This window comes from Kordiimonas lacus (genome assembly GCF_001550055.1).
GTDB lineage: Bacteria > Pseudomonadota > Alphaproteobacteria > Sphingomonadales > Kordiimonadaceae > Kordiimonas > Kordiimonas lacus.
In genome coordinates, this window is the sequence record NZ_LRUA01000006.1 from 701,526 (window position 1) to 722,067 (window position 20,542).

General features: G+C 56.7%; 17 protein-coding genes. 7 read left to right on the top strand and 10 right to left on the bottom strand.

Translation table 11 applies throughout. The annotated features are described in order from the left end of the window. Nucleotides 1–25 precede the first annotated feature (25 nt). The 5 genes from KORLAC_RS11485 to KORLAC_RS11505 all read right to left on the bottom strand — a co-directional run bounded on the left by KORLAC_RS11485 (nucleotide 26) and on the right by KORLAC_RS11505 (nucleotide 5,734). Nucleotides 26–1,099: an SMP-30/gluconolactonase/LRE family protein gene (locus KORLAC_RS11485; protein WP_068306670.1), complete on the bottom strand. Its 1,074-nt coding sequence runs from the start codon at nucleotides 1,097–1,099 to the stop codon at nucleotides 26–28. A 52-nt stretch (nucleotides 1,100–1,151) separates the two neighbouring features. Then, the gene (locus tag KORLAC_RS11490) at nucleotides 1,152–1,562 is read right to left on the bottom strand and encodes a VOC family protein (RefSeq protein ID WP_068306671.1); all 411 of its coding nucleotides are present in this window, start codon (nucleotides 1,560–1,562) and stop codon (nucleotides 1,152–1,154) included. Between the two features lie 38 nt (nucleotides 1,563–1,600). Next, a complete protein-coding gene (locus KORLAC_RS11495; RefSeq protein WP_206594932.1) occupies nucleotides 1,601–2,554 on the bottom strand; it encodes a M14 family metallopeptidase in 954 nt (317 codons plus the stop codon). Between the two features lie 59 nt (nucleotides 2,555–2,613). Continuing rightward, nucleotides 2,614–4,032: a glutamate-cysteine ligase family protein gene (locus KORLAC_RS11500; protein WP_068306678.1), complete on the bottom strand. Its 1,419-nt coding sequence runs from the start codon at nucleotides 4,030–4,032 to the stop codon at nucleotides 2,614–2,616. A gap of 118 nt (nucleotides 4,033–4,150) precedes the next feature. Next, the gene (locus KORLAC_RS11505; RefSeq protein WP_139167640.1) at nucleotides 4,151–5,734 is read right to left on the bottom strand and encodes a peptide chain release factor 3; all 1,584 of its coding nucleotides are present in this window, start codon (nucleotides 5,732–5,734) and stop codon (nucleotides 4,151–4,153) included. A 347-nt stretch (nucleotides 5,735–6,081) separates the two neighbouring features. Here KORLAC_RS11505 and KORLAC_RS11510 point away from each other — a divergent pair, with 347 nt between their 5' ends. Both KORLAC_RS11510 and KORLAC_RS11515 read left to right on the top strand, forming a co-directional pair. Next, on the top strand, nucleotides 6,082–6,969 hold the full coding sequence (locus KORLAC_RS11510) for an alpha/beta fold hydrolase (RefSeq protein ID WP_160328629.1): 888 nt from the start codon (nucleotides 6,082–6,084) through the stop codon (nucleotides 6,967–6,969). A gap of 408 nt (nucleotides 6,970–7,377) precedes the next feature. After that, on the top strand, nucleotides 7,378–7,632 hold the full coding sequence (locus tag KORLAC_RS11515; protein ID WP_068306684.1) for a SemiSWEET transporter: 255 nt from the start codon (nucleotides 7,378–7,380) through the stop codon (nucleotides 7,630–7,632). 35 nt (nucleotides 7,633–7,667) lie between these two features. Here KORLAC_RS11515 and KORLAC_RS11520 read toward each other — a convergent pair whose 3' ends face one another. The 3 genes from KORLAC_RS11520 to KORLAC_RS11530 all read right to left on the bottom strand — a co-directional run bounded on the left by KORLAC_RS11520 (nucleotide 7,668) and on the right by KORLAC_RS11530 (nucleotide 11,323). Beyond that, on the bottom strand, nucleotides 7,668–9,992 hold the full coding sequence (locus KORLAC_RS11520; protein ID WP_074519468.1) for an alpha/beta fold hydrolase: 2,325 nt from the start codon (nucleotides 9,990–9,992) through the stop codon (nucleotides 7,668–7,670). Between the two features lie 66 nt (nucleotides 9,993–10,058). Continuing rightward, a complete protein-coding gene (locus KORLAC_RS11525; RefSeq protein ID WP_082714636.1) occupies nucleotides 10,059–10,592 on the bottom strand; it encodes a DsrE family protein in 534 nt (177 codons plus the stop codon). Nucleotides 10,593–10,666: 74 nt separating this feature from the next. Continuing rightward, a complete protein-coding gene (locus tag KORLAC_RS11530) occupies nucleotides 10,667–11,323 on the bottom strand; it encodes a TetR/AcrR family transcriptional regulator (protein WP_068306686.1) in 657 nt (218 codons plus the stop codon). 175 nt (nucleotides 11,324–11,498) lie between these two features. Here KORLAC_RS11530 and KORLAC_RS11535 point away from each other — a divergent pair, with 175 nt between their 5' ends. The 4 genes from KORLAC_RS11535 (at nucleotide 11,499) to KORLAC_RS11550 (ending at nucleotide 17,544) form a co-directional block, all read left to right on the top strand. Next, nucleotides 11,499–13,757: a TonB-dependent receptor gene (locus KORLAC_RS11535; protein WP_074519467.1), complete on the top strand. Its 2,259-nt coding sequence runs from the start codon at nucleotides 11,499–11,501 to the stop codon at nucleotides 13,755–13,757. A gap of 88 nt (nucleotides 13,758–13,845) precedes the next feature. After that, nucleotides 13,846–15,384: a class I adenylate-forming enzyme family protein gene (locus tag KORLAC_RS11540; protein WP_068306688.1), complete on the top strand. Its 1,539-nt coding sequence runs from the start codon at nucleotides 13,846–13,848 to the stop codon at nucleotides 15,382–15,384. Next, nucleotides 15,377–16,234, top strand: a complete 858-nt coding sequence (locus tag KORLAC_RS11545; protein WP_068306692.1) for an alpha/beta fold hydrolase — start codon at nucleotides 15,377–15,379, stop codon at nucleotides 16,232–16,234. The genes KORLAC_RS11540 and KORLAC_RS11545 overlap by 8 nt, the downstream gene beginning before the upstream one ends. An 89-nt stretch (nucleotides 16,235–16,323) precedes the next feature. Continuing rightward, complete coding sequence (locus KORLAC_RS11550; protein WP_068306693.1) at nucleotides 16,324–17,544, top strand: threonine ammonia-lyase; 1,221 nt, start codon at nucleotides 16,324–16,326, stop codon at nucleotides 17,542–17,544. A 74-nt stretch (nucleotides 17,545–17,618) separates the two neighbouring features. Here KORLAC_RS11550 and KORLAC_RS19180 read toward each other — a convergent pair whose 3' ends face one another. Beyond that, entirely contained in the window at nucleotides 17,619–19,214 is a 1,596-nt protein-coding gene (locus tag KORLAC_RS19180) for a M10 family metallopeptidase C-terminal domain-containing protein (RefSeq protein ID WP_068306694.1), read from the bottom strand. Between the two features lie 149 nt (nucleotides 19,215–19,363). Here KORLAC_RS19180 and KORLAC_RS11560 point away from each other — a divergent pair, with 149 nt between their 5' ends. Beyond that, a complete protein-coding gene (locus tag KORLAC_RS11560; protein WP_068306695.1) occupies nucleotides 19,364–19,756 on the top strand; it encodes a bacteriohemerythrin in 393 nt (130 codons plus the stop codon). Here KORLAC_RS11560 and KORLAC_RS11565 read toward each other — a convergent pair. Further along, nucleotides 19,753–20,541: an alpha/beta hydrolase gene (locus KORLAC_RS11565; protein WP_068306697.1), complete on the bottom strand. Its 789-nt coding sequence runs from the start codon at nucleotides 20,539–20,541 to the stop codon at nucleotides 19,753–19,755. The genes KORLAC_RS11560 and KORLAC_RS11565 overlap by 4 nt on opposite strands. Between the last annotated feature and the right edge of the window lies 1 nt (nucleotide 20,542).

Consider the following 20,542-nt stretch of genomic DNA (forward strand, 5'->3'; position numbering starts at 1 on the left):
CCACTGCCGGCATAGGCAGAGCAGCCTATTTGTCGGCTGGAATGGGCACTCGCGCCACCTGCGGGGCCTCCAGGCTGCCCAGATAGAGCATATCCCCCACCTGCTCAGCAGAAGTGATCATATAAACATTATCGCCGCGCGGGTCCTGCAGCGTGCGGATTACCTGCCCCTCTTCATCAAGCGCGATCACCAGCCCCATATGAATGGCTGACGGCTGCAAGAACGTAGGCAATTTCGATACCAGCGCCTTGGCCCAGGGCTTCGGGTGAAGGCCATCCATCTTCGGGTTCCGGGGTGATGGAATCGCCAGCCAGAATGTCCCCTTGCGGTTCGCAGAAATGCCATCCGGGAACCCCGGCAGATTATCGATGAAGATGTCTGAGGTCCCGGCCTTTTCGCCTTTCAGCCAATAACGCGTCACCCTGTAGCGACCCGTTTCATTGACCAACACAAAATCTTCATTCTGCGACAGTGCGATACCGTTGGCGAAATAGAGGTTCCCCAGCAGTTTGGTGGTCTCACCAGTGGCGGGGTCAAACACCAGAAGCCGGCCGTTACCGCGCGCCTCCAATAGGTCCAGGCGGTAGTCGGGCTGGTTGTAGGTGAAGCTGGCGTCCGAGAAATAGATTTTGCCATCGCTCGCAATATCCAGGTCGTCAGCGAAGGCAAAGGGCACACCGCCCTCTTCCGTGCTCAACACCGTCATGGCGCCTTCAGTATCGAAGGACAAAAGCCCTTTCCAGGCGTCCGCCACAATCAGGTTGCCCGCTGCGTCAAAATGCAGCCCAAGCGGCCTGCCGCCCTCAATGGTGGCAAACACTTCCTGTGTGCCGTCCTTCAGGATACGCACGATGCGCCCGTCATGCAGCCCGCCATAGATGCGACCACCTGCATCCACGGCAACATCCTCTGGTCCCTGGCTGAACTGCAGCGGAATGGTCTCGGCCTCCAGAAGCGCTTCGTTCGTGGCATAGACACCGGTGAAGCCGGGCCCTTCAGGCGGCGTATAGGCAACAGGATCAATCTTGGCCGGCCACAGAATAAACAGCAGCAGCAAGGCCACAACCGCAGCTGCGCCTCGAACGATTATCTTTTTCATCAAGTCCCCCTTTTGGTCACCCATGCCCTTGATAGCGAGGCGCCCCCAAAAATCACTCGTCCATTATCGGTGGCTCGCCCAGCTGCTCCCACAGCTCGATCTTGGTGCCCTCAGGGTCCATGATCCAGGCAAATTTGCCATATTCGAACTCTTCGATCTCGCCAATCTGCTCGACGCCCATCTTCTTGAGCCGCTCGACAAGCTTCTCAATGCCGCGGACCCGCAAGTTGATCATGAACTCCTTGCCGGACGGCCGGAAATATTCGCTTTCGCGCTTGAAAGGCCCCCAGACAAAATACCCCAGCTTTTCCGGGTCATCATCTTCCCTGAACACAAAGGATGCACCCGCCCCGTCAAAGGGAAATCCAAGCTTGTCCTGATACCAGGACACAAGCTTTTCCCGGTCGCGGCATTTGAAAAATATTCCGCCCACACCGGTTATTACCCCTTCGGCATCAGACATATACTCTCCCCTGTTCAGTTCGGACCAGTGGCACCAGGCTATACGGCCAGTGACACTTCTTCCATAACATAGAACAGGCAGTCTTGCCGAACCACATCAACATTTGTTGTCGCCATTGAGGGAATAAGTGCCTTTCGCACCGCCAATGTGCCGCCAGACTGGGCAAATAGGTCTTCGGTGATATCCCGGCCCTGATCATCCAGTGCAATCAGTGGCATTGGCAGGCTTTCGGAGGTACGGGCAATCGCCGCTCCTGCCTTAAGGGCCCCGAAATTGAAATGGTCCAGGTCCGGCCGGAAACAGACATCACTGCCCTGCCCCGAAAATGTGAAATCCAGCCCCGGTTTCACCTTCACCGTTGCCTTGGTTCTGAGAAGATGGATATCGCGCGGCGCCACTGGATGGTCCGGGATGTGGTGCATATGCAGGCAGGCATCCAGATATTCGGTCGCATGCGCAAGCGCCGCGCTTTCACCGGCCTGGCCGCACTCAAGCGTCACAGCTGGCGCATGCATTGCCATTGCCGCGGACTGGACACCAAGCGGCCGGGTAAAATAGACCACCGTGCGCGCAAACAACGACGCAAGCTGAAGAAAAGCGGTATCGAGGAAATTGACGCAGCCATAATGCGGGTTGCAGCCAGTGTTGTTGTGAAGATCGATACTGGCAAACAAAGGTTCCGCTGTCACTTTTGCCACAACGTCGGCCATCAGGGCCGTCTCCGGCCCCGGCGCCATATCCGTGCCTGGCCAGGAACGGTTATAGTCAAGCTGCCCCTCGAGCACGCGCCGGCCAGTTTTTGCCGCCGCAACATTTCCAACAAACAGCCACATGGCACGCGGCAGTTGGCTGCCTTGATACTTGCGCAATATGGCCTGAACGGCCTCGAACCCTGTAGGTTCATTGCCGTGCTGCAATACGGTTACAAACAGGGGCGGTTTTCGCAGGCCTTCCAGATAGAATAACGAAGGGCCCCCAAGAATGTCCGCCAACTGGTGCGCCCCGCAGGATAAAAACGTGTCTGGTACCTCGTCGAAACATTGAAGCATGGCTACAGTGGCCACTCGTGGACCGGCGTGTCTGTTTGCTGCCTGGCCATATAGGCCTCGAGCATTTCCTCCATGCTGGCACCGTGTGTCCTCACGAACGCACGCTGCCAGGTTGCGCCGTTCTGGCCGGTTTCCGCCCGCCCCCGAATAATGCCCAGATAACGATGTATATCAGCAGGGTCTACATTCAGCGACTGAAGCCCCTCCTCTGCCATAGGCAGAAAGACTTCCTGAATGAGTTGCCTCATTGGCTTTCCGTCCTGATGGTCCCAGCGAATGACAGCGCCCAAGCCGTCCCTTGCCGCCAAGTAGAAATTATCCCGCGTGGTGAAGAACTGTGCGCGCTTATGCGGCCGCGTGTCTGCATTTGCAAGATAGGTGACAAGCCCATAATAGAAGGCCGAATTTGCCATTGAATCCGCAATGGTCGGGCCTGCGGGTACAACGCGCTGCTCCAACCTGAAGTGGGGTGTGCCGTCCTCGTCCCAGCCAACCAGCGGCCTGTTCCAGCGCCAGATCGTACCATTCTGCAGCCGGAAATGATCCAGCTTTTCGGCCTCCCGGTCGGTCACATGCGGCAGCAGGATCGGATAGCGTTGGCGGTTGGCCAGGAACACTTCGGAAAGGCTTTTTTCAATGAAACGAACGCCAAAGGTGACGCGCTCCTCATAGTCCCAGTCCCCAACCGACACCGCCTGCTCAAAAAGCGGAATGCGGCTTTCTGCCCAAAGGTCCCTGCCAAAAAGATAGGGGCTGTTTGCCGATACCGCGACCAAGGGCGCTGACGCCAGCTTCGACGCATTGTAATAGTCCACGCCCCGACCGTTCGGGACCTTGAGGTGAATCTGGAAGGAAGTTGCAGCCGCCTCCAGCATGACATCCATATGGTCGCTTACCAAGTGCTCGCGTCCTTCGATGTCCAGTTTGATCGGCTTCCCTTTTCGCAGGCGAAAAACCTGCTCGTTCAAGGCCTTATAGCGCTGGCCGGCAGACATGTTTTCGGTACAGAGGTCTGTGCCTTTGACCGTAGGCAGGATGCCGATCATGGCAAGCTTCAGGTCCATCTTGGCAGCGGCATCAACGGCCCTGTCCCACAGGCCAGCCAAGTCGGCATGCAGGTCTGATAGCGCACCCCCAGTCAGCTCCGCAGGGTCGCCATTGAACTCTACGTTGAAACAGGAGAGTTCCGGCACCACCAAGGGGCTATCCAGCGCCTTTATGAAAGCGTCATTTTGGGGGACCGGGTGCATATTGGGGCCTACAAGCCAGGCCTCCAGCTCAAATCCCGCGGTAGCCGGGCCATTAGACAAAGCCCCTTGCTGCTCCCAGGTTTCAACCAAATCGGTTTCCGCCCTCAGGCGCTGGCCGAACGCTTCATAATCCTCGTCACGAAACTCGCTGGTATCCAGTTCCTGCCCCATATAGCCTCCCTGAAAGCGGACGTCTGATGGGCAGTATAATGCAGATCAAGACAAAGGCCCACCTTGACCGATGTCAAAGTGAGCCTCTTGGAATTCTCCGGATCGGCTTTCGGAAGCCTTAGTAGACTTCCTCTTTTGTTTTCAGGAACTTGAGCGATGGAAAATCATCCTTCGCCTTATCAAGATGCCAATTGTTTCGGGCCAGATAGACCGGCGCGCCAGCATGGTCAACCGCCATCGATGCCCGGTTCTGGTCAGAAAACTTCTTGATCTCGCGCGGGTCGCCTTCCACCCACTCAGCCGTCATCAGGCTGGTGGCTTCAAAGCGGCAAGGCACTTCATATTCTGTCCGAATACGGTCCGCCAGCACGTCAAACTGCAGTGGACCCACAACGCCCACAACCCAGTCACTGCCCAAGGCAGGTTTGAACACACGCGCAGCGCCTTCTTCCGCCAGCTGCTCGAGCGCCCGGCCCAGATGCTTGGCTTTCATCGGATCTTCAGGACGGACCTTCTGCAGGATTTCCGGCGCGAAGGAGGGCACCCCTGTGAAGCGGATCATTTCACCTTCCGTCAGGGTGTCACCAATGCGCAAGTTGCCGTGGTTCGGCAGGCCAATGATGTCGCCCGGATAGGCCTCTTCAGCCACGGCCCGGTCCTGCGCCAGGAACAGCTGCGCGTTATGGATCGCCAACGTTTTGCCGCTGCGGACATGCTTCATCTTGATGCCCTTCTTGAAGCGGCCGGAAACAACCCGCACAAACGCGATGCGGTCGCGGTGCTTGGGGTCCATGTTCGCCTGAATCTTGAACACGAACGCTGTTACCTTGCCTTCGTCCGGTGCGACCTGGCGCTCAAGCGCCTTGCCAGCGCGCGGCCGGGGCGCAAAGTCCGCCAGTCCTGCGAGAAGCTCCTGAACACCGAAGTTGTTGACAGCTGACCCGAAGAAAACCGGCGTCAGCGTGCCTTCAAGATAGTCCTTCAGGTTGAACTGGGGGCACAGTTCCCGCACCATTTCAACGTCGGTCCGCAGCTTTTCAACCGCATAGTCGGGCAGTAGCTCATCCAGCTTGGGGTCATCGAGCCCCTGGCATTTGATGCTTTCCGAAATGCTGTCGCCCTTGCCGCGATCAAACAGGATCAGCTGATCGTGGATCAGGTCGTAACAGCCCTTGAAATCGCGGCCCATGCCGATCGGCCAACTGGCCGGTGCCACATCAAGGGCCAGCGTCTGCTCAACTTCATCCAGCAGCTCGAACGGGTCCTTGGTTTCCCGGTCCATCTTGTTGATGAAGGTCGCAATCGGCATATCGCGCAGGCGGCAGACTTCAAACAGCTTGCGGGTCTGGGTCTCGATACCCTTGGCGGCATCCAGCACCATCACCGCGCTGTCGACAGCAGACAGCGTCCGGTATGTGTCTTCCGAAAAGTCTTCGTGGCCTGGGGTGTCCAGCAGGTTGAAGGTGCGCTCGAGATAGTCGAATGTCATGACAGACGACGCCACAGAAATACCACGTTCCTGCTCCACCTTCATCCAGTCAGACCGGGCGCGGCGGCGTTCACCGCGCGCCTTCACTTCCCCCGCAGCCTGAATGGCACCGCCGAACAACAGCAGTTTTTCTGTCAGGGTGGTCTTGCCGGCGTCAGGGTGCGAGATGATCGCAAACGTCCGCCTTCTTTCGATTTGCTGTGCCAGAGACATCAAGTCTACCCAACTGTTTTCAGGCGATTCGCCTGGATTTTCATGTTTCTTTCCGGCAACCGCGCCAAAGGCCGCTTATCTCGCCGAAATTCGTCGGCACCCTAGCGATTTCTACGGGGATTGAAAGAGGAAATCCGGCTACTGGCGCTGAATCTGCTGCAAAATTGCAACATTTTTGCAAAGTGACCGCCATACGCGTGCAACAGGCCTTGCAACCTAAGATGATTCAATGTATGCCCCGCCCTCATGGTTAATTAGGCATTAACCAAACTATCAGGCAAACAAAAAGTAAATAAAGATTCATCAGGCGCAAATTTTCGTTCGAACTCTATCAGAGGAACTGAATAGTGTCTAAATTACATAGTTTGTCTTTCGATCACCAATATCATCGCCTTTCCTTTGAAGGCTTTCCAATTCACCTGAAAGAATATTCAAAAGGACTGACCGACGTCCCTCTGGTCTTTATCGGCGGCGCTTTCCAGAATATCACCCAGGTCGAAAAGCTGAGCAATGCAATCGCTGAAAAATCCTGGGTGATCACCATTGATACACCCGGCAACGGCGATACCGGTATCCTGCCCCACACCTATGGCTTCGATTTCATCTGCCGCGCCATCCACAGCGCGCTCAAGTCGCTTGGCGTAGACCGGATCAACCTCATGGGCTGCAGCTATGGCAGCATCATTGCCATGCGTTATGCCCAGAAATATCTGGGCATCGACAAACTGATCCTGGCGTCTGCCATGGCGGAACTGCCGCGCGAGCTTGAATATGACTTCAACCTCTTGCTGTTCCAATTGGAATGGAACCGCATTGAAGAGTTTGCCGATGGCTTCACAAACCTGATGACCAACCCGGAACTGCGTCAGACCAACCGGATTGCGCGCCTGACGGCCGACAAGCTGAAACATGCATTGTTGAACGCCAACACCGGCATCAAGGAACAGTTCAAGCACAATACGCTGCGCATCCTTCGGGACGGCAAGACTGACCTGAGCCTGATGCCGGACGTCGAGGCAACCATCTTCACCGGCGAGCACGACCATTTCGTGCCGGTAGAGGCCAACCTGAAAGTGGCCAATTCCTTCAAGAACGGTCGTTTCATTGCCGTACCTGGGGCCGACCACATGATCCATGTGGAAAAATTCAAGCGCATGATCGAGATCATCCACGACACACTGATGGATAGCGAAGAGACAGTCGAAGGCGCCTTCACAATGGACCGGGCTGCGTAAGCCGGCCATCTTGCCCCTGAAAACAAAAGAAGGCCGGAAACAGCGCTTGCTGCTCCGGCCTTTCAGATTTCACGCCCGCTCGGGTGGATCACGGATGGGGAGGGGGAAGGAAGAAGTCCAATCTCCAGCAACCGGCGGGCGTTCCCATGTGCCTTGGCTTTTGCGGTGCTGTCTCACGGTACCGGCATCGGCGTCAGGCCTTTAATGGACTATATAGTCCAGAAAAAAATTAATACAAGACTAATGAGTCTACTTTTTATCAAAAAATGCATTGATCGCCCACCAGACCAACGCGCCCCGCCCTCCGGCTGGGTTAATCAGGCCTCCTGACACAATTTTTTATATGACAGCGCTATCACGATAGAGTATGTGGCCAGAGAATGTTTTCCCAAGGATTGGAACTGAACCGTGCCATACCTGACCCTGATAGGCCTTCTGGCCGGCTGCCTCACAACCATCGCCTTTGTGCCTCAGGTTGTCCGTGTCTGGCGCACCCGGTCCACCACCGACATTTCCCTGGGCATGTTCGGCCTGATGTCTTTGGGTGTCTTCATGTGGCTCGTCTACGGCTTGATGCTCGGTGATATCCCGATCATCGCCGCCAATGCTGTTACGCTGCTGCTGGCGACATCAATCGTGATCGCCAAGGTGCGCTTCGGTTAAAGAAAAGGCCGGGGTACCCCGGCCTCTCCACATCCTTAATCTGCTTGCAGCGTTCGCTTGAAAAAGGCCAGCGCCTGATTATACAGGTGGGCCTGCGCGGCCTCTCCCCGAATGCCGTGCTTCTTGCCCGGATAGGTCATCAGCTCAAATGGCTTGCCGGCATTCTGCAGCGTCGACATCAGCTTCACAGAATTATCGAAGAAGACGTTGTCGTCGGCCATGCCGTGGATCAGCAAAAGCTTACCCTTGAAGCCGTCGATATATTTGAAAACGCTTGAGTTTTCATAAACGTTCCCCGGCGCGTCGGGAAGACCTAGATAGCGTTCGGTATAGGCCGTATCATAGAGCCGCCAGTCGGTCACAGGCGCCACAGACACCCCGGCCTTGAAGACGTCCGGCGCCTGGAAGAGCGCCATCAGCGTCATGTAGCCACCATAGGACCAGCCCCAGAAGCCGATATTGTCACGGTCGATATAGTCGAGGCCCATCAGGAAATTGGCACCGGCCACCTGGTCTGCCACCTCAACCGTACCCATGGCATGCTTGATATGGCTTTCAAACTTCAGGCCCCGATTGGCCATGCCGCGGTTGTCCAGCACAAGCACAACGAAACCGTTCCGCGCCAGAATATGGTTGAAACCCAGATGCCAGTCATGCCGCACTTTCTGTCCGTGCGGGCCGCCATACGGTGCCAGTACAGCCGGATACTTGCGCCCCGCGTCCATAGTGGCGGGCTGATACATGCGGTAGTAAAGGTCTGTACCGTCATCCGCCTTGATTGTGCCGAAAGTGGTTTTCACCCGGCTATCCAGATACGGCCCGAACGGATGGCTGGCATCCAGCTTGTTCTCAAGGATGGCAAACCGCGTGCTGCCATCCGCCAGGTTGCGCACCATTACCTGTGGCGGCTGGTCAGGGCTTTCGAACTTGTCGACAAACACGCCCTCGCTCACCGTCACCTTGTGCCAACCGGCCTCGCGGGTGATGCGTTTGACCTCTCCGCCCTTGAGCGGCACGCTATAAAGATGCTGCTCCAGTGGACTGTCTTTGTAGCCAGTGAAATAGACCAACCCGGCTTTCCTGTCGACATGCTCGATCTCGTTCACGCTCCAGTTGCCCGAGGTGATCGGGGTAAACTCGCCGGTATCAAGTTTATACCGCAGGATATGGTTGAAGCTGCCAGCGTCGCCTTGCGGCCAGTCACGGCTGACAAGCACTTCTTCATAGCCAATGGTTTCGAAATCGTCGTTCAGGTTGATCCAGACATCGCTGGTCAGCTTCCTGGCGAACCGCATACACATGTTGCCGTCACGCTTGACCACCCAGTTTTTGTCTGCATCCGGCCCACACTTTGGAAAGACCCGGTTATTGCCATTCCCGGCAATCAGATTGTAGGTCAGCTCTGTCTGCGTGCGGTTCAGTGTCTGGGCCACCAACAGGTTCGATGACGCCAGCCAGTCCACGCGCGCCAGATATTCTGCGCCGCCTGTCCCGACGACATCCGCCGCCAACGCGAGATCCTTCGGCTCATCCGGCTTATTCAACCGCACAATCTTCAGGTTCCATTTAACATTCGGCGTGCCAGCTGAAGGATAGCGCTGCTTGTGCGTGATGACGCTGCCATCACCCTGGATTTCGTAGCGATCCTTTATTTCAACCGGGGATTCGTCCACCTGCTGGAAGGCGATAGCGGCCTCATCAGGTGACCACCAATAGCCCGTGTAGCGCCCCAATTCTTCCTGCGCGGCAAACTCGGCCATACCGTTCGACACGGTCTCGCTTGCGCCAGAACTCAGTTGAATTTCAAGGCCGCTTTCAATGTCGATTGCATATAATTCCCGGTCGCGAATGAAGGAAACATACCGTCCCTTCGGGCTGAACTGGATGTCTGTTTCAAACTCTGGCGTGTCCGTCAGCCGTTTGACGTCGCCACCAATGGGCAGCACATAAACATCGCCACCAACGGGAAACAGCAAGGACGTTCCGTCCGCATTCCATTCATAGCTCACGATCCCGCGCTTGCCGGTGAGCGACCGGTCGCGCTCGCGCCGCGCCTTTTCTTCTTCGCTCAGCTCTTCTTCCTTGCCGCCCAGGAGGACAGCGGAATCTACCAGCAGAGACGCCTCCCCGGTCTCGATGTCATACTGCCACAGATCAAGCTGGGCCTTGTTCTCGGCTTTGCCCTGCAGGAAGGTGATGCGGCGCCCGTCGGGCGACATCTCAAGCCCCTGTACGCTTGGTCCGCTGATGCTCGGGCTGCCAACCAGCCGTTCAATCGTCAGGTCTTCAGCCCCGGCCGTCCCAGCCGTGAGAGCACTAAGCGCCAGAAAAGAAGCGCCGGTCTGTATCATTTTCTTCATTATGTTGTCCCCGTTGGTCGCCGACACCTCCCAAGTGTCGTTGCAGTCGGCACAGTAAGTTGCCCATTATGGATTAAGTGTATAGCCCTGTTGCTGCAGAAGCGCATGAGCTGTCATCGCCGACAGTGCCATCTCGACACCCGGCAGAAGGTCTTCCGTCTTCACGCCCTGATAGGCTGCAGACTGACCACAAACGTGGAATGTCACGCCATGTGCCATCAAGGTTTTAATGAGGTCTGCATTGGCGTTCGGGCCGCCATATTTCTCGTCGTTCGTGACATCAAAAACAGCCTTACCGTGGATCACCACAGCCAGCTTGATATTCCTGGGGTCTGCGCCCGCCGCCACATGCATATTCAGGAAACGTGCGGCGCTCTCCAGCCGGCGGCTGACCTTACCCTGCTCGCCTTTATCGACCACGTCAAAGGCCACTTGGAACTGGCTGTCGGCTGACAGGGCCGTGGCACCAGGCACAGCCACCACTGGGCCATATTCCGTGATGAGAGGCCCCTTGGTGAATTCGGCATCGTCCGCAATCACCGGCATCGCGCATAGCATGCCGGTGCACAAGAGGGCTGCGCCCACTAAGGCCTGTTTCATCGTTTTCTCCCTGTCGAACCTGTCCTCTCTCGCGCCTAGCAAGATAAAGGGTCAGGCTCAAATCACATGTCTGTTTATTTCTTGGTGCAGATCTGCATGAAGCCGGCTGTGATAAAGGGCACCATGCGTTCATAGGCCCCCACCATGTCCTTGGACCGCGCGATGCCGTCCGAAAGTTTATCGATCCGGCCTGTGTTGGCGAAGGTAAGCGTCAAGGCGCCTGAAAGGAAATGATAGGCCCAGTATAGATTTTGCGGCTCAGAATCCGGCAGTGCTTTCTTTAGTGCATCCATGAACCTACGGGCCAGTGGGTCAAAATATTTGGTCATCAGCTGGCCACCCCATTCCGGCGAGTTGTTGACCTGGGCCACCAATTCAAAATAATGCCGCCAGCCTTCGTCTTCTTCATATCCGAACGCCAGAAGCGGCTTCAGGTAGGCATCGATGATGGCCTCAACCGTCGGGCCAGCTTCTCCTGCTTCCTGCTGGCATTTCTCCAAGGCTTCCAGTCGGGTCTGGTTCAAAACCCCGGCCCGCCTGAGCAGAATCGCATCAAAAAGGCCGCGTTTGTTGCCGAAATGGTAACTGGCGAGCGCCAAGTCTACCTCCGCCTTCACAGCGACCATGCGCATGGACACACCGTCGAAGCCATGCTTGGCAAAGAGCGCCTCAGCTGCATCAAGAATTCGGTCTTTACGCTTAACCCGCCGGTTCTCTTTGGTTTTAGCCAATGCATCCCCCTCCTCATTACCCCTTCTTTTGTAGCCCAGGCTGCAGTCATTCGTAAATCTCTATTTTTTCATTTTTCAATGACTGTTGAAATTTTGATTGACAATTCAACAAATGTTGAGTTTTTATGAGGTCGAAGGTCGAAAAATTCATCTACATTCCTTGGGAGGGGAAACCATGAGACGATTTAACGCCACACGAGTATCTTTGTTGACCAGCGTCTGTTTGGGCAGCCTGGCCGCCACAGCGCCGACTGTTGCCCAGGACGATGCCGTTAGCGGCTTTGCGCTTGAGGAAATTCAGGTTACAGCACGTCGCCGCACGGAAAGCCTGCAGGATGTGCCAATTGCGGTAACGGCTTTTTCCGCCGATGAATTGGCGCTTCGCGGTGCAGCGGATATCACCGATATCGCACAAGTCGCGCCAAGCGTGACGCTGGAGCCATCGCGCGCCACAAACTCCACGCTTACCGCCTTTATTCGCGGCGTCGGCCAACAGGATCCGCTCGCGGGCTTCGAGCAAGGCGTTGCGCTTTACCTGGATGACGTCTATATCGCCCGGCCCCAAGGCGCGCTACTGGACATCTATGATATCGAGCGCATTGAGATCCTACGCGGCCCACAGGGCACGCTCTATGGCCGGAATGCCGTGGGCGGCGCCATCAAATATGTCACCAAGAGACTGAGCGACGAGCCTGAGTTTGGCCTGAAATTCTCTTATGGCACCTATGACCAGATGGATGTGGTGGCTAAAGGGTCGGTGCCAGTCAGCGATACCGTCCGCGTGGGTGCCACCGTGGCGTCCCTCAACCGTGACGGTTTCGGTGAAAACCTGACAACAGGTGAAGACAACTACAACAAGCAAATCCTGGCCGCCCGCGCCAGCGTTGAATTCCTGCCAAATGACGCACTCTTTATCCGTGTGGCGGCAGACTATACCAATGACGATTCAAACGCCGTTGCGGGCTACCGCCCCTACCCTGGCGCATTCAGCGGCACCCCGGTAACCGACAGTGTCTATGACACCTATGCCGGTGCCACCCAAAACGCTTCAACAGCTGCCATCGGCGGCAACAATGAAGTGACATCGAAAGGCATCCAGGGCTCGATCGAGTGGACCGCAAGCAACAGCGTGACGTTCAAATCCGTCACCGCTTACCGTGAAGACTATACCGAATCCGTGATCGACTTCGACAGCCTCGCCGTTGACGATTTCGATGCGCCGGTCATTTATGACAATGAGCAGTTCAGCCAGGAATTCCAACTGCTGTACACCAGCGACAAGCTTTCTGGCGTATTCGGTTTCTATTATCTGGACGCGTCTGCCGCGAACGACTTTGACGTCGTTCTGGGCCAATTGGGCCGGGTCGCCTTCGGGTCAGAGCTGACAGCCTACACGGGCGGTACGGTTGACACCAAAGCCTGGTCCCTGTTCGCAGATGTCACCTACGATTTCACAGAGGCCCTGTCGCTATCGCTTGGTGGCCGCTATACTAACGACAAGCGCTCTGCTGATGTTTTCCGCGCCACTTACCTGAACGGCAACTCGCCTTTCTTTGGCAATGAAGACGCCATCCAGCTCGCGGTATCGAGCGACTTTGAAGCGGAACGCACCTTCAAGGACTTCTCACCGCGCATTGCGCTGGACTATAAGCTCAGCGAAGACGCCCTTGTCTATGCGGGTTTCAGCCGGGGCTTCAAGGCCGGCAGCTTCGACCCGCGCGGCGCCAACATCACGTCGCCTGAAGTTGAAGACGGCTTTGCCCCGGAAACGCTGGACAGCTTTGAAGTCGGCCTGAAATCCACCTGGCTGGATGGGCGTGCGCGGACCAATATCGCGGTCTTCTATTCCGACTATAAAGACATGCAAATCCCTGGCTCTCTGCCAATCGACACAGACGGTGACGGCACCAATGACGGCTTCGTCGGCACAGTGACAAACGCCGGTAAAGCGGAGATCAAAGGCATCGAGGTTGAAGGCAACTTCCTGTTGACGGAAAACCTGACGCTGCAGGCGTCCCTGAACCTCCTGGACGCCGAGATCAAGGAATGGATCCTGAACGGTGAGAATGTCGCCGATCAGCGTGAAGTCCAGAACACGCCTGAGTTCATGTCCTTCGTAGGCCTGACCTACACGACAGAGCTTTCAAGCGGCACCCTGAGCATCAACGCCAACTGGTCGCACAAAAGCTCGATCGTGCAGTTCGAAACGCCGGTGCCTGAAATTGACCAGGATGCCTACGACATTGCGAACGCAAGCGTGGTCTGGACATCGGAAAGCGAAAAATATCGCTTCGGTGTGCACGGCAAGAACCTGTTCGACACCCAGTATAAAACTGCTGGCTACAACTTCCCGACGCTGGGGCTCGAGAACAACATCACGACGTTCTACGGCCCTCCTCTGACCGTCACCGCGACGTTCGAGGTGCGTTTCTAGATCGCCAGTATCCAGATGCCGGGGGTCCCTTCCGTCCCCCGGCACCCCTAACTCCCAGGCAACCCCGCTAAGACCATAGGATTGTCAAATGGCTGCATTTGATACACATGCCCCGCTATTGCCCGAAATCCTGTCGCTGCACGGCAAATGGAAACGGAACAAGCCCGCCCTCGTGTGCGGCACGGAAAAGATCTCCTGGGCCGCGTTTGATCGGCGTACCAACCAACTGGCTAATGTTCTGATCAAGGCTGATATCAGCCGCGGCGCCATGGTGGGCATTGTGATGTCGAACGGCACAGCCATGGTTGAAACCATCGTGGGCGTGATGAAATCTGGTGCCTGCTCGGTCCCCATCAACCTGTCCGTCAGCGACGAAGCCCTGATGGCCATGCTGGAGGACGCGGGCGTTGCGGCCCTTGTGGCGACAAAGGACCAGAAAGATCGGCTGCAGCCCTATCTTGAAGCCCATCCCGGCACGCTGGTGCTAGTGGTTGGCGAAAATTATGAAAGTTTCCGCGATGGCGGCGATACAGCAACCCCGTCCGTCGAAATTTCCGGCGATGACCCCTTAAATGTGATCTACAGCTCTGGCACCACCGGCATGCCCAAGGGCATCCTGCATGACCACCAGGGCCGCCGCGACTGGGCCTATGACCTGACGGTGGCGCTTCGCTACCACGGCGGCGCGCGAACGCTTTTCACCATCGGGCTTTATTCCAACATCAGTTGGGTGGGCATGCTGTGTACGCTCCTTTCTGGCGGCACCATGTTTATTCATGAGAAATTCGACGCTGAAGCGGCTCTGAAGACCATTGAGGCCGAGAAAATCACCAACTTTGCCATGGTACCGATCCAGTATCAGCGCCTGTTGGAAGTCAAAGGCCAGGAAAAATACGACCTCTCCTCCATCGAGGCGGTGATGAGCTGTGGTTCGCCGCTGCACGCGGACCTGAAAGCAGCGCTGTTCAAGCGCCTTGGTCCCAAGGCGGTGATTGAACTGTTTGGCCTGACGGAAGGCCTGATCACCACGCTGGACCCCGAAGAGGCCGATGGCCGCATGTCATCGGTGGGCAAACCGCTTCTGGGGACGGACATCAAGATTATCGGCGATGACGACCGCGAAGTGCCCCCGGGCCAGTCAGGCGAAATTGTCGGCGTGGGCCGCACCATGATGCCCATGTACCTGAAGCGCCCCGACGCCACTGCAGAGGCCACCTGGACCGACGAGACCGGCCGAGGCTGGTTCCGCACCGGCGATGTTGGACAGCTGGACGAAGAAGGCTATCTCTATATCGTGGACCGCAAGAAGGACATGATCCTCTCGGGCGGGCAAAACATCTACCCGCAGGATATAGAGGCTGTATTGATCACACACCCGGATATCAACGATGTTGCCGTCATCGGCGTACCCAGTGAAACCTGGGGCGAGACACCGCTCGCGGTCGTCGTGCCGGAAGCGGGCATCACGCTTGATGCCGCTGAGGTCACAGCCTGGGCCAACGAAAGGTTGGGCAAACAGCAGCGGATTGTCGGCGCGGTGTTCAGGAACGCCCTGCCCCGCAACGCCAACGGCAAGATATTGAAGCGGGACCTGCGCGACATCTATGGGGACAAGAATTATGGCTGACTATACAGATGAATATTTCACCAACCCGGACGGCCTGAAGCAGCATTACCGCGACTATAACCAAGCCGGCGACAACGCCCCAGTTGTGCTGTGCATGCCGGGCCTGACGCGGAACGGCCGTGACTTCGAAGCCATCGCCGAGCATCTGTCCGACCGATGCCGGGTGATCTGTGTGGAACAACGCGGGCGCGGCCAGTCTGACTGGGACCCGAACCCCAGCCGCTACCTGCCTGTAACCTATGTGGCTGACATGATGGCGCTGCTGGCGCACCTGGGCGTGGATAAGGTGATCGCCATCGGCACATCCCTGGGCGGCCTGATGACCATCATGATCCAGGCCATGCACCCGGGCAAGCTGCAGGCGGCCGTGATCAATGATATCGGGCCGGAGATCGACCCAAAGGGCATCGAACGCATCAAAAGCTATGTCGGCAAAGGGACGCCGCCTGAAACGTGGGAAGCCGCCGTGGAGGCCGTGAAAACCGCGAACGCGGGCGTCTACCCCGCCTTCACGGAAGAAGACTGGCGCTGGTACACCGAAAACCTCTATGAGGACGTGGACGGCAAACTTGCCGTGATGTACGACCCGGCGATCAGCCAGAACTTCAATTCGGAAGAAAGCCAGTCCTCACCAGACTTGTGGCCGTTTTTCAAAGCGCTGCATTCCATCCCTATGGTGGTCCTGCGCGGTGGCATCTCGGATATCCTGTCGGCGGAGACACTGGAGCGCATGGCGCGCGAGCACCCGGACCTGGTGCCTGTTACCGTACCGGGCATCGGCCACGTGCCGCTGATGCGGGAGCCAGAGTGCAAACAGGCCATCGACGAGCTTGTCGGGCGCTTCCTGTAATTTTTTTGACCTTTTTATGGACACCAGAAACGGTCTGTGGCAAAGCTGCGGGCCGTGTCTTTTTGTATTTTTATTTCAGGGAGTGACGCATGAGTGAACAATTATTGCCGATAAGCGCGCAAGATGTTTACGATGCAGAAGAAGCAATCCGGGGTGCCGTGAAACGCACGCCCATGGAAAAATCCGTTACGCTGTCTGAAATTACCGGCGCAGAATGCTGGCTGAAGTTCGAGATTTTCCAGTTCACCGCTGCCTATAAGGAGCGCGGCGCGCTCAACCGCCTCTTGTCGCTGCCCGAAGGCACCAAAGGCGTTGTTGCGGCCTCCGCCGGCAACCATGCCCAGGGCATCAGCTACCATGCCGGGCGGCTTGGCATTCCAGCCACCATCGTGATGCCGGAAGGCACCCCGTTCAACAAGGTGAAGCGCACCGAGGAACTGGGCGCACGCGTGGTGCTGACCGGCCAGGATTTCGAGGAAGCCACCAAAGCGGCCTACGAACTCGCCGACAAGGAAAACCTCACCTTCATCCACCCGTTCGATGACCCGCATGTCATGGCGGGCCAAGGCACCGTGGGCCTTGAGATACTGCAGGATGTGCCCGACCTGGATACCCTCGTGGTGCCCATCGGTGGCGGCGGCCTGATTTCCGGCGTGGCGACCATTGCCAAGCACCTACGCCCCAACATCCGCATCGTCGGCGTGCAGACCGAAGCGTTCCCGGCGATGAAAGAGAAGATGGACGGCACGCAGTTGGCCGGCGACAATATCTCCATCGCTGAAGGCATCGCCGTGAACCAGCCAGGCGAGCGCACCCAGAATGTGGTGCGCAAGCTGGTGGACGAGATTGTCACGGTGCCCGAACGCGCCATCGAGGCCGCCATCATCACCATCATGGAAATTGAAAAGGTGGTCGTGGAAGGCGCAGGCGGCATTGGCCTTGCAGCCGTCATGACCCACCCTGAACTGTTCAAGGGCCATAAGGTCGGCATCGTGCTGTCGGGCGGCAACATCGACAGCCGCATGCTGGCCAATGCCATCATGCGCGGCATGGCCCGCGACGGCCGTCTGGCGCGCCTCCGGATCACCATGATGGACCAGCCCGGTGCGCTGGCGAAAGTCACCGACATCGTGGCCCGCGTGGGCACCAATATCATCGAGATGCGCCACCAGCGCGAGTTCGGCGCCCTGTCGCTGAAGCAGACCGAGATGGAACTGGTGGTCGAAGCCAAGGACCAGGAACACGCGCTCAGGCTTGTGCGTGCGCTTGAAGACGCCGACTTCAAGGTGGACTACGCCAAGACCGTCTAACCGCCGGTATCATTCGAAAAAGCAAAGGCCGCCCCAAACGGGACGGCCTTTTTATTTGGTTATCAGCGACTGGCTTAAGCGAAGTCGTCTGCCGTGATTGTGGTGTAATCCGTGTCCAGCAGCGTGATCGACCCGTCGGCATAGGTGATAACTGTATCGTCACCGTCCTGCACGACCGAAACCGGCCCTGCGGTATAAAGCTCGATCAGGTCAACACCGTCTTCAAAGTCTGCAATCACGTCGTCACCGTCACCGTCCACAAAGGTGAAAGTGTCAGCGCCCGAGCCGCCGAACAGAAGGTCGTCGCCTTCAAAGCCGCGCAGCACATCGTCGCCCGCGCCGCCGTCCAGCATATTATCGACCTCATTGCCCCACAGCAGGTCACGCTCAGACCCGCCAACGGCATTCTCGATCACCGTGCCGTAGGCAATGCTGATGTTAAAGAGCGCCGTTGCCTCAATGCCGGACACGCCTGTTTCAGACGCAATCTGGTTACTTGCCAGGTTCATCCGACCTGCGGCCACAGCATCAACAGTAGCCTGGCCGATATCGCCCAGCGGGAAGCCTGCAATGTCGGACAGATCAGCGCGGTTGGCGTTGATCACATCCGCATCCGGCACTGCCTGTGCGGCGGAGCTGAAAGCACCGTCATGCAGGTCGATGAACACGCTGGCGCCAAAGCCGGACATATCAAGCGTGTCAATCCCGCCTGCGTCATAGATCGACAGGTTCGGGTATTCGTTGAGCGAAAAGTCAAACACGTCACGGCCAGCGGTTGAATTGAAGCCGTATGTGGTGTCGTCCGCCCGGGTGTTTTCATCTGCGCCATATTTGGCCTGGATGGTCAGGATGTCATGCAACATCGGCGTCTGGGCGTTACCGAACAGGAACGTGCTCCAATCGATGACGGAAGCGCCGGTCTCGGACGGGCTCCAGTATGACATGATGCTATATTGCTCACTGTCCTGGGCATATTCAGCCTGGTCCACATAAGTGGTTGCGCCAGCGCCATTGTATGCACCTGGGTGGCTGAGGCCAACCGCATGGCCAATTTCATGGATCAGCGTGGTGGCCCCATAGCCATTGAAGCCGAGCCAGTTGTTGGTCCAGTTGATTTCGGGGTCAGCAACGAAGACATCCCCGAAGAACTTCCAGCCCTGGGCATTGGTGAAATCATATTCAGGATAGTAGGCATAGGCCTGCCCTGGGTCAGCCGAGCTTGCAAACTGGATGTCTGCCCCGCGGCCGTTCATTTCAACGAAAGTGGCGTCGATCAAGTCATCCCAAAGCTGAATGCTGTCGCGGGCGGCATCGCGCTGGGCGTCTGTAAAGGGCGTCAGCCCCTCGCCTGCGGTGAAGCCATACTGTGGGTTGTTATAGAGGCCCGTCAGGTTATTGCCGTCCAGGAACGTGTAGGTGATGGTGCCACCATTGACCTGCTGGCTGTTGCCCGAATCGATCTGGTTGATGACACCGTCCAGGTCCAGGATTGGCTTGTCCCTGAAGGTAAACCCGGCATAGTCATCCAGATTGAAGCTTTCAGGCGTTACCCCGGTGAAGCCGTCGCGCCAGAGATTGCCATCGTTCCAGGTGCTGGCGTCATCCCATAGCGTGACAGCCTCGCCGCCGGGCAGTTCATCAGTCTCGATTGTGGTTTGAGTGTTTGGCATTTTTTAGTTTCCTCCCCTAAAAAGATGATCAACTTATTGGTGAGCCGGGGAAGGTGTCAACTGAAACTATTAACCAAAAGTTAATTTTATTTCCCTTTTAAGGGAATTAAATACACCATATAATGGTTTTTTAGCCGGGAGACACACGTATGTCCTACGAAGGCAGCTTCCCCCATGCATGGGAAACGGGTATTGCCGAAATCGATGATGACCACCGACATCTGTTCAAAACACTCAATGAATTCATCGCAACTGATGGCAAATCCCTAGTGGACGACAGCCATATCCTTGACTGGTTCCTCGCCGAACTGATGAATCACTTTGAAAAAGAAGAGCGGATCATGGAGATGCATGGCTACAGAGCCGCGGGTGAACACCGGGACCATCACCGCTATGTCTTCAAACAGCTTGTGGCCCTGAAGGACAAGAACCTGTCACCAACGGAGCTGGCACACGAATGCCAGAAGGCCCTGATCCGCGACCTGTTGGTCAAGGACCTGCCCTTCAAGGAATTCATGCAGAAGAGGAAGGCTGCGGGTTAGTCGGAAGACTCAGCAGCAAGGTATCGGAGGGCCATAATTTGCCCCGGTATCATACTTAGAGGGTGAGGCAGCGGTGCATGCGCCCTTTTCCACGACACGCCGGGATTGGGATTATCAGTCAGTCGGGCAATCACCCCGTCAAAGCCGCGCCAAAATTTCTCCTGACTTTCAGCACCACTAACGAGATACAGGTGTGTGTTTGAACCTGTCTCCATCTTTAATCTCTGGCCCACTTGGTCCAGAATTGGTTCATAATGGAAGACTGAGGGAACATAGGCGAAATGTGCATCAAAGAGCCCTGGATGCTCCGCAAAAGCATAGAGGGCATATAGCCCACCATACGAATGTCCGGAAATAACATTCTGCCCTGAGGTCCGAAACCGGCCATCAATGTGAGGCATGAGTTCACTCTCAAGAAATGCAGTAAAGGCTTCAGCGCCTCTGTTTGGCGCAAAATCACGCGTGCGGTGGCCATGGGTATAGATGGCGACCAGAATAACCTCTGGCGTGCCGACAAGAGCAGAGAGCATGTGAGCATTTGCTGCCATCAGCTGGCCGTGCCTGGTTTTCTCACCGTCCAATGAATAGATCACGGGGTAGTGACTGCCTGCCTTTTCATCGTAACTCGCCGGTAAATATACTTGGAAACCCCTTTCCTCACCAAGGAGGCCGGACTGTATCTGAGCATGATGTCCCCAGCGGTAAAACAGGCCCAAATATGCAACAAGGACAGCCACCGAGAAGGCAACTGTCCTTGCTAGCCATTTTAAAATCTTACGGCTCACA

Bases quoted from the DNA above. Each gene is read 5' to 3' on its own strand.
- KORLAC_RS11535 (WP_074519467.1), top strand. From the start codon at position 11,499: ATGAGACGATTTAACGCCACACGAGTATCTTTGTTGACCAGCGTCTGT.
- KORLAC_RS19180 (WP_068306694.1), bottom strand. From the start codon at position 19,214: ATGCCAAACACTCAAACCACAATCGAGACTGATGAACTGCCCGGCGGC.
- KORLAC_RS11500 (WP_068306678.1), bottom strand. From the start codon at position 4,032: ATGGGGCAGGAACTGGATACCAGCGAGTTTCGTGACGAGGATTATGAA.
- KORLAC_RS11525 (WP_082714636.1), bottom strand. From the start codon at position 10,592: ATGAAACAGGCCTTAGTGGGCGCAGCCCTCTTGTGCACCGGCATGCTA.
- KORLAC_RS11520 (WP_074519468.1), bottom strand. From the start codon at position 9,992: ATGAAGAAAATGATACAGACCGGCGCTTCTTTTCTGGCGCTTAGTGCT.
- KORLAC_RS11540 (WP_068306688.1), top strand. From the start codon at position 13,846: ATGGCTGCATTTGATACACATGCCCCGCTATTGCCCGAAATCCTGTCG.
- KORLAC_RS11485 (WP_068306670.1), bottom strand. From the start codon at position 1,099: ATGAAAAAGATAATCGTTCGAGGCGCAGCTGCGGTTGTGGCCTTGCTG.
- KORLAC_RS11505 (WP_139167640.1), bottom strand. From the start codon at position 5,734: ATGTCTCTGGCACAGCAAATCGAAAGAAGGCGGACGTTTGCGATCATC.
- KORLAC_RS11545 (WP_068306692.1), top strand. From the start codon at position 15,377: ATGGCTGACTATACAGATGAATATTTCACCAACCCGGACGGCCTGAAG.
- KORLAC_RS11490 (WP_068306671.1), bottom strand. From the start codon at position 1,562: ATGTCTGATGCCGAAGGGGTAATAACCGGTGTGGGCGGAATATTTTTC.
- KORLAC_RS11550 (WP_068306693.1), top strand. From the start codon at position 16,324: ATGAGTGAACAATTATTGCCGATAAGCGCGCAAGATGTTTACGATGCA.
- KORLAC_RS11560 (WP_068306695.1), top strand. From the start codon at position 19,364: ATGTCCTACGAAGGCAGCTTCCCCCATGCATGGGAAACGGGTATTGCC.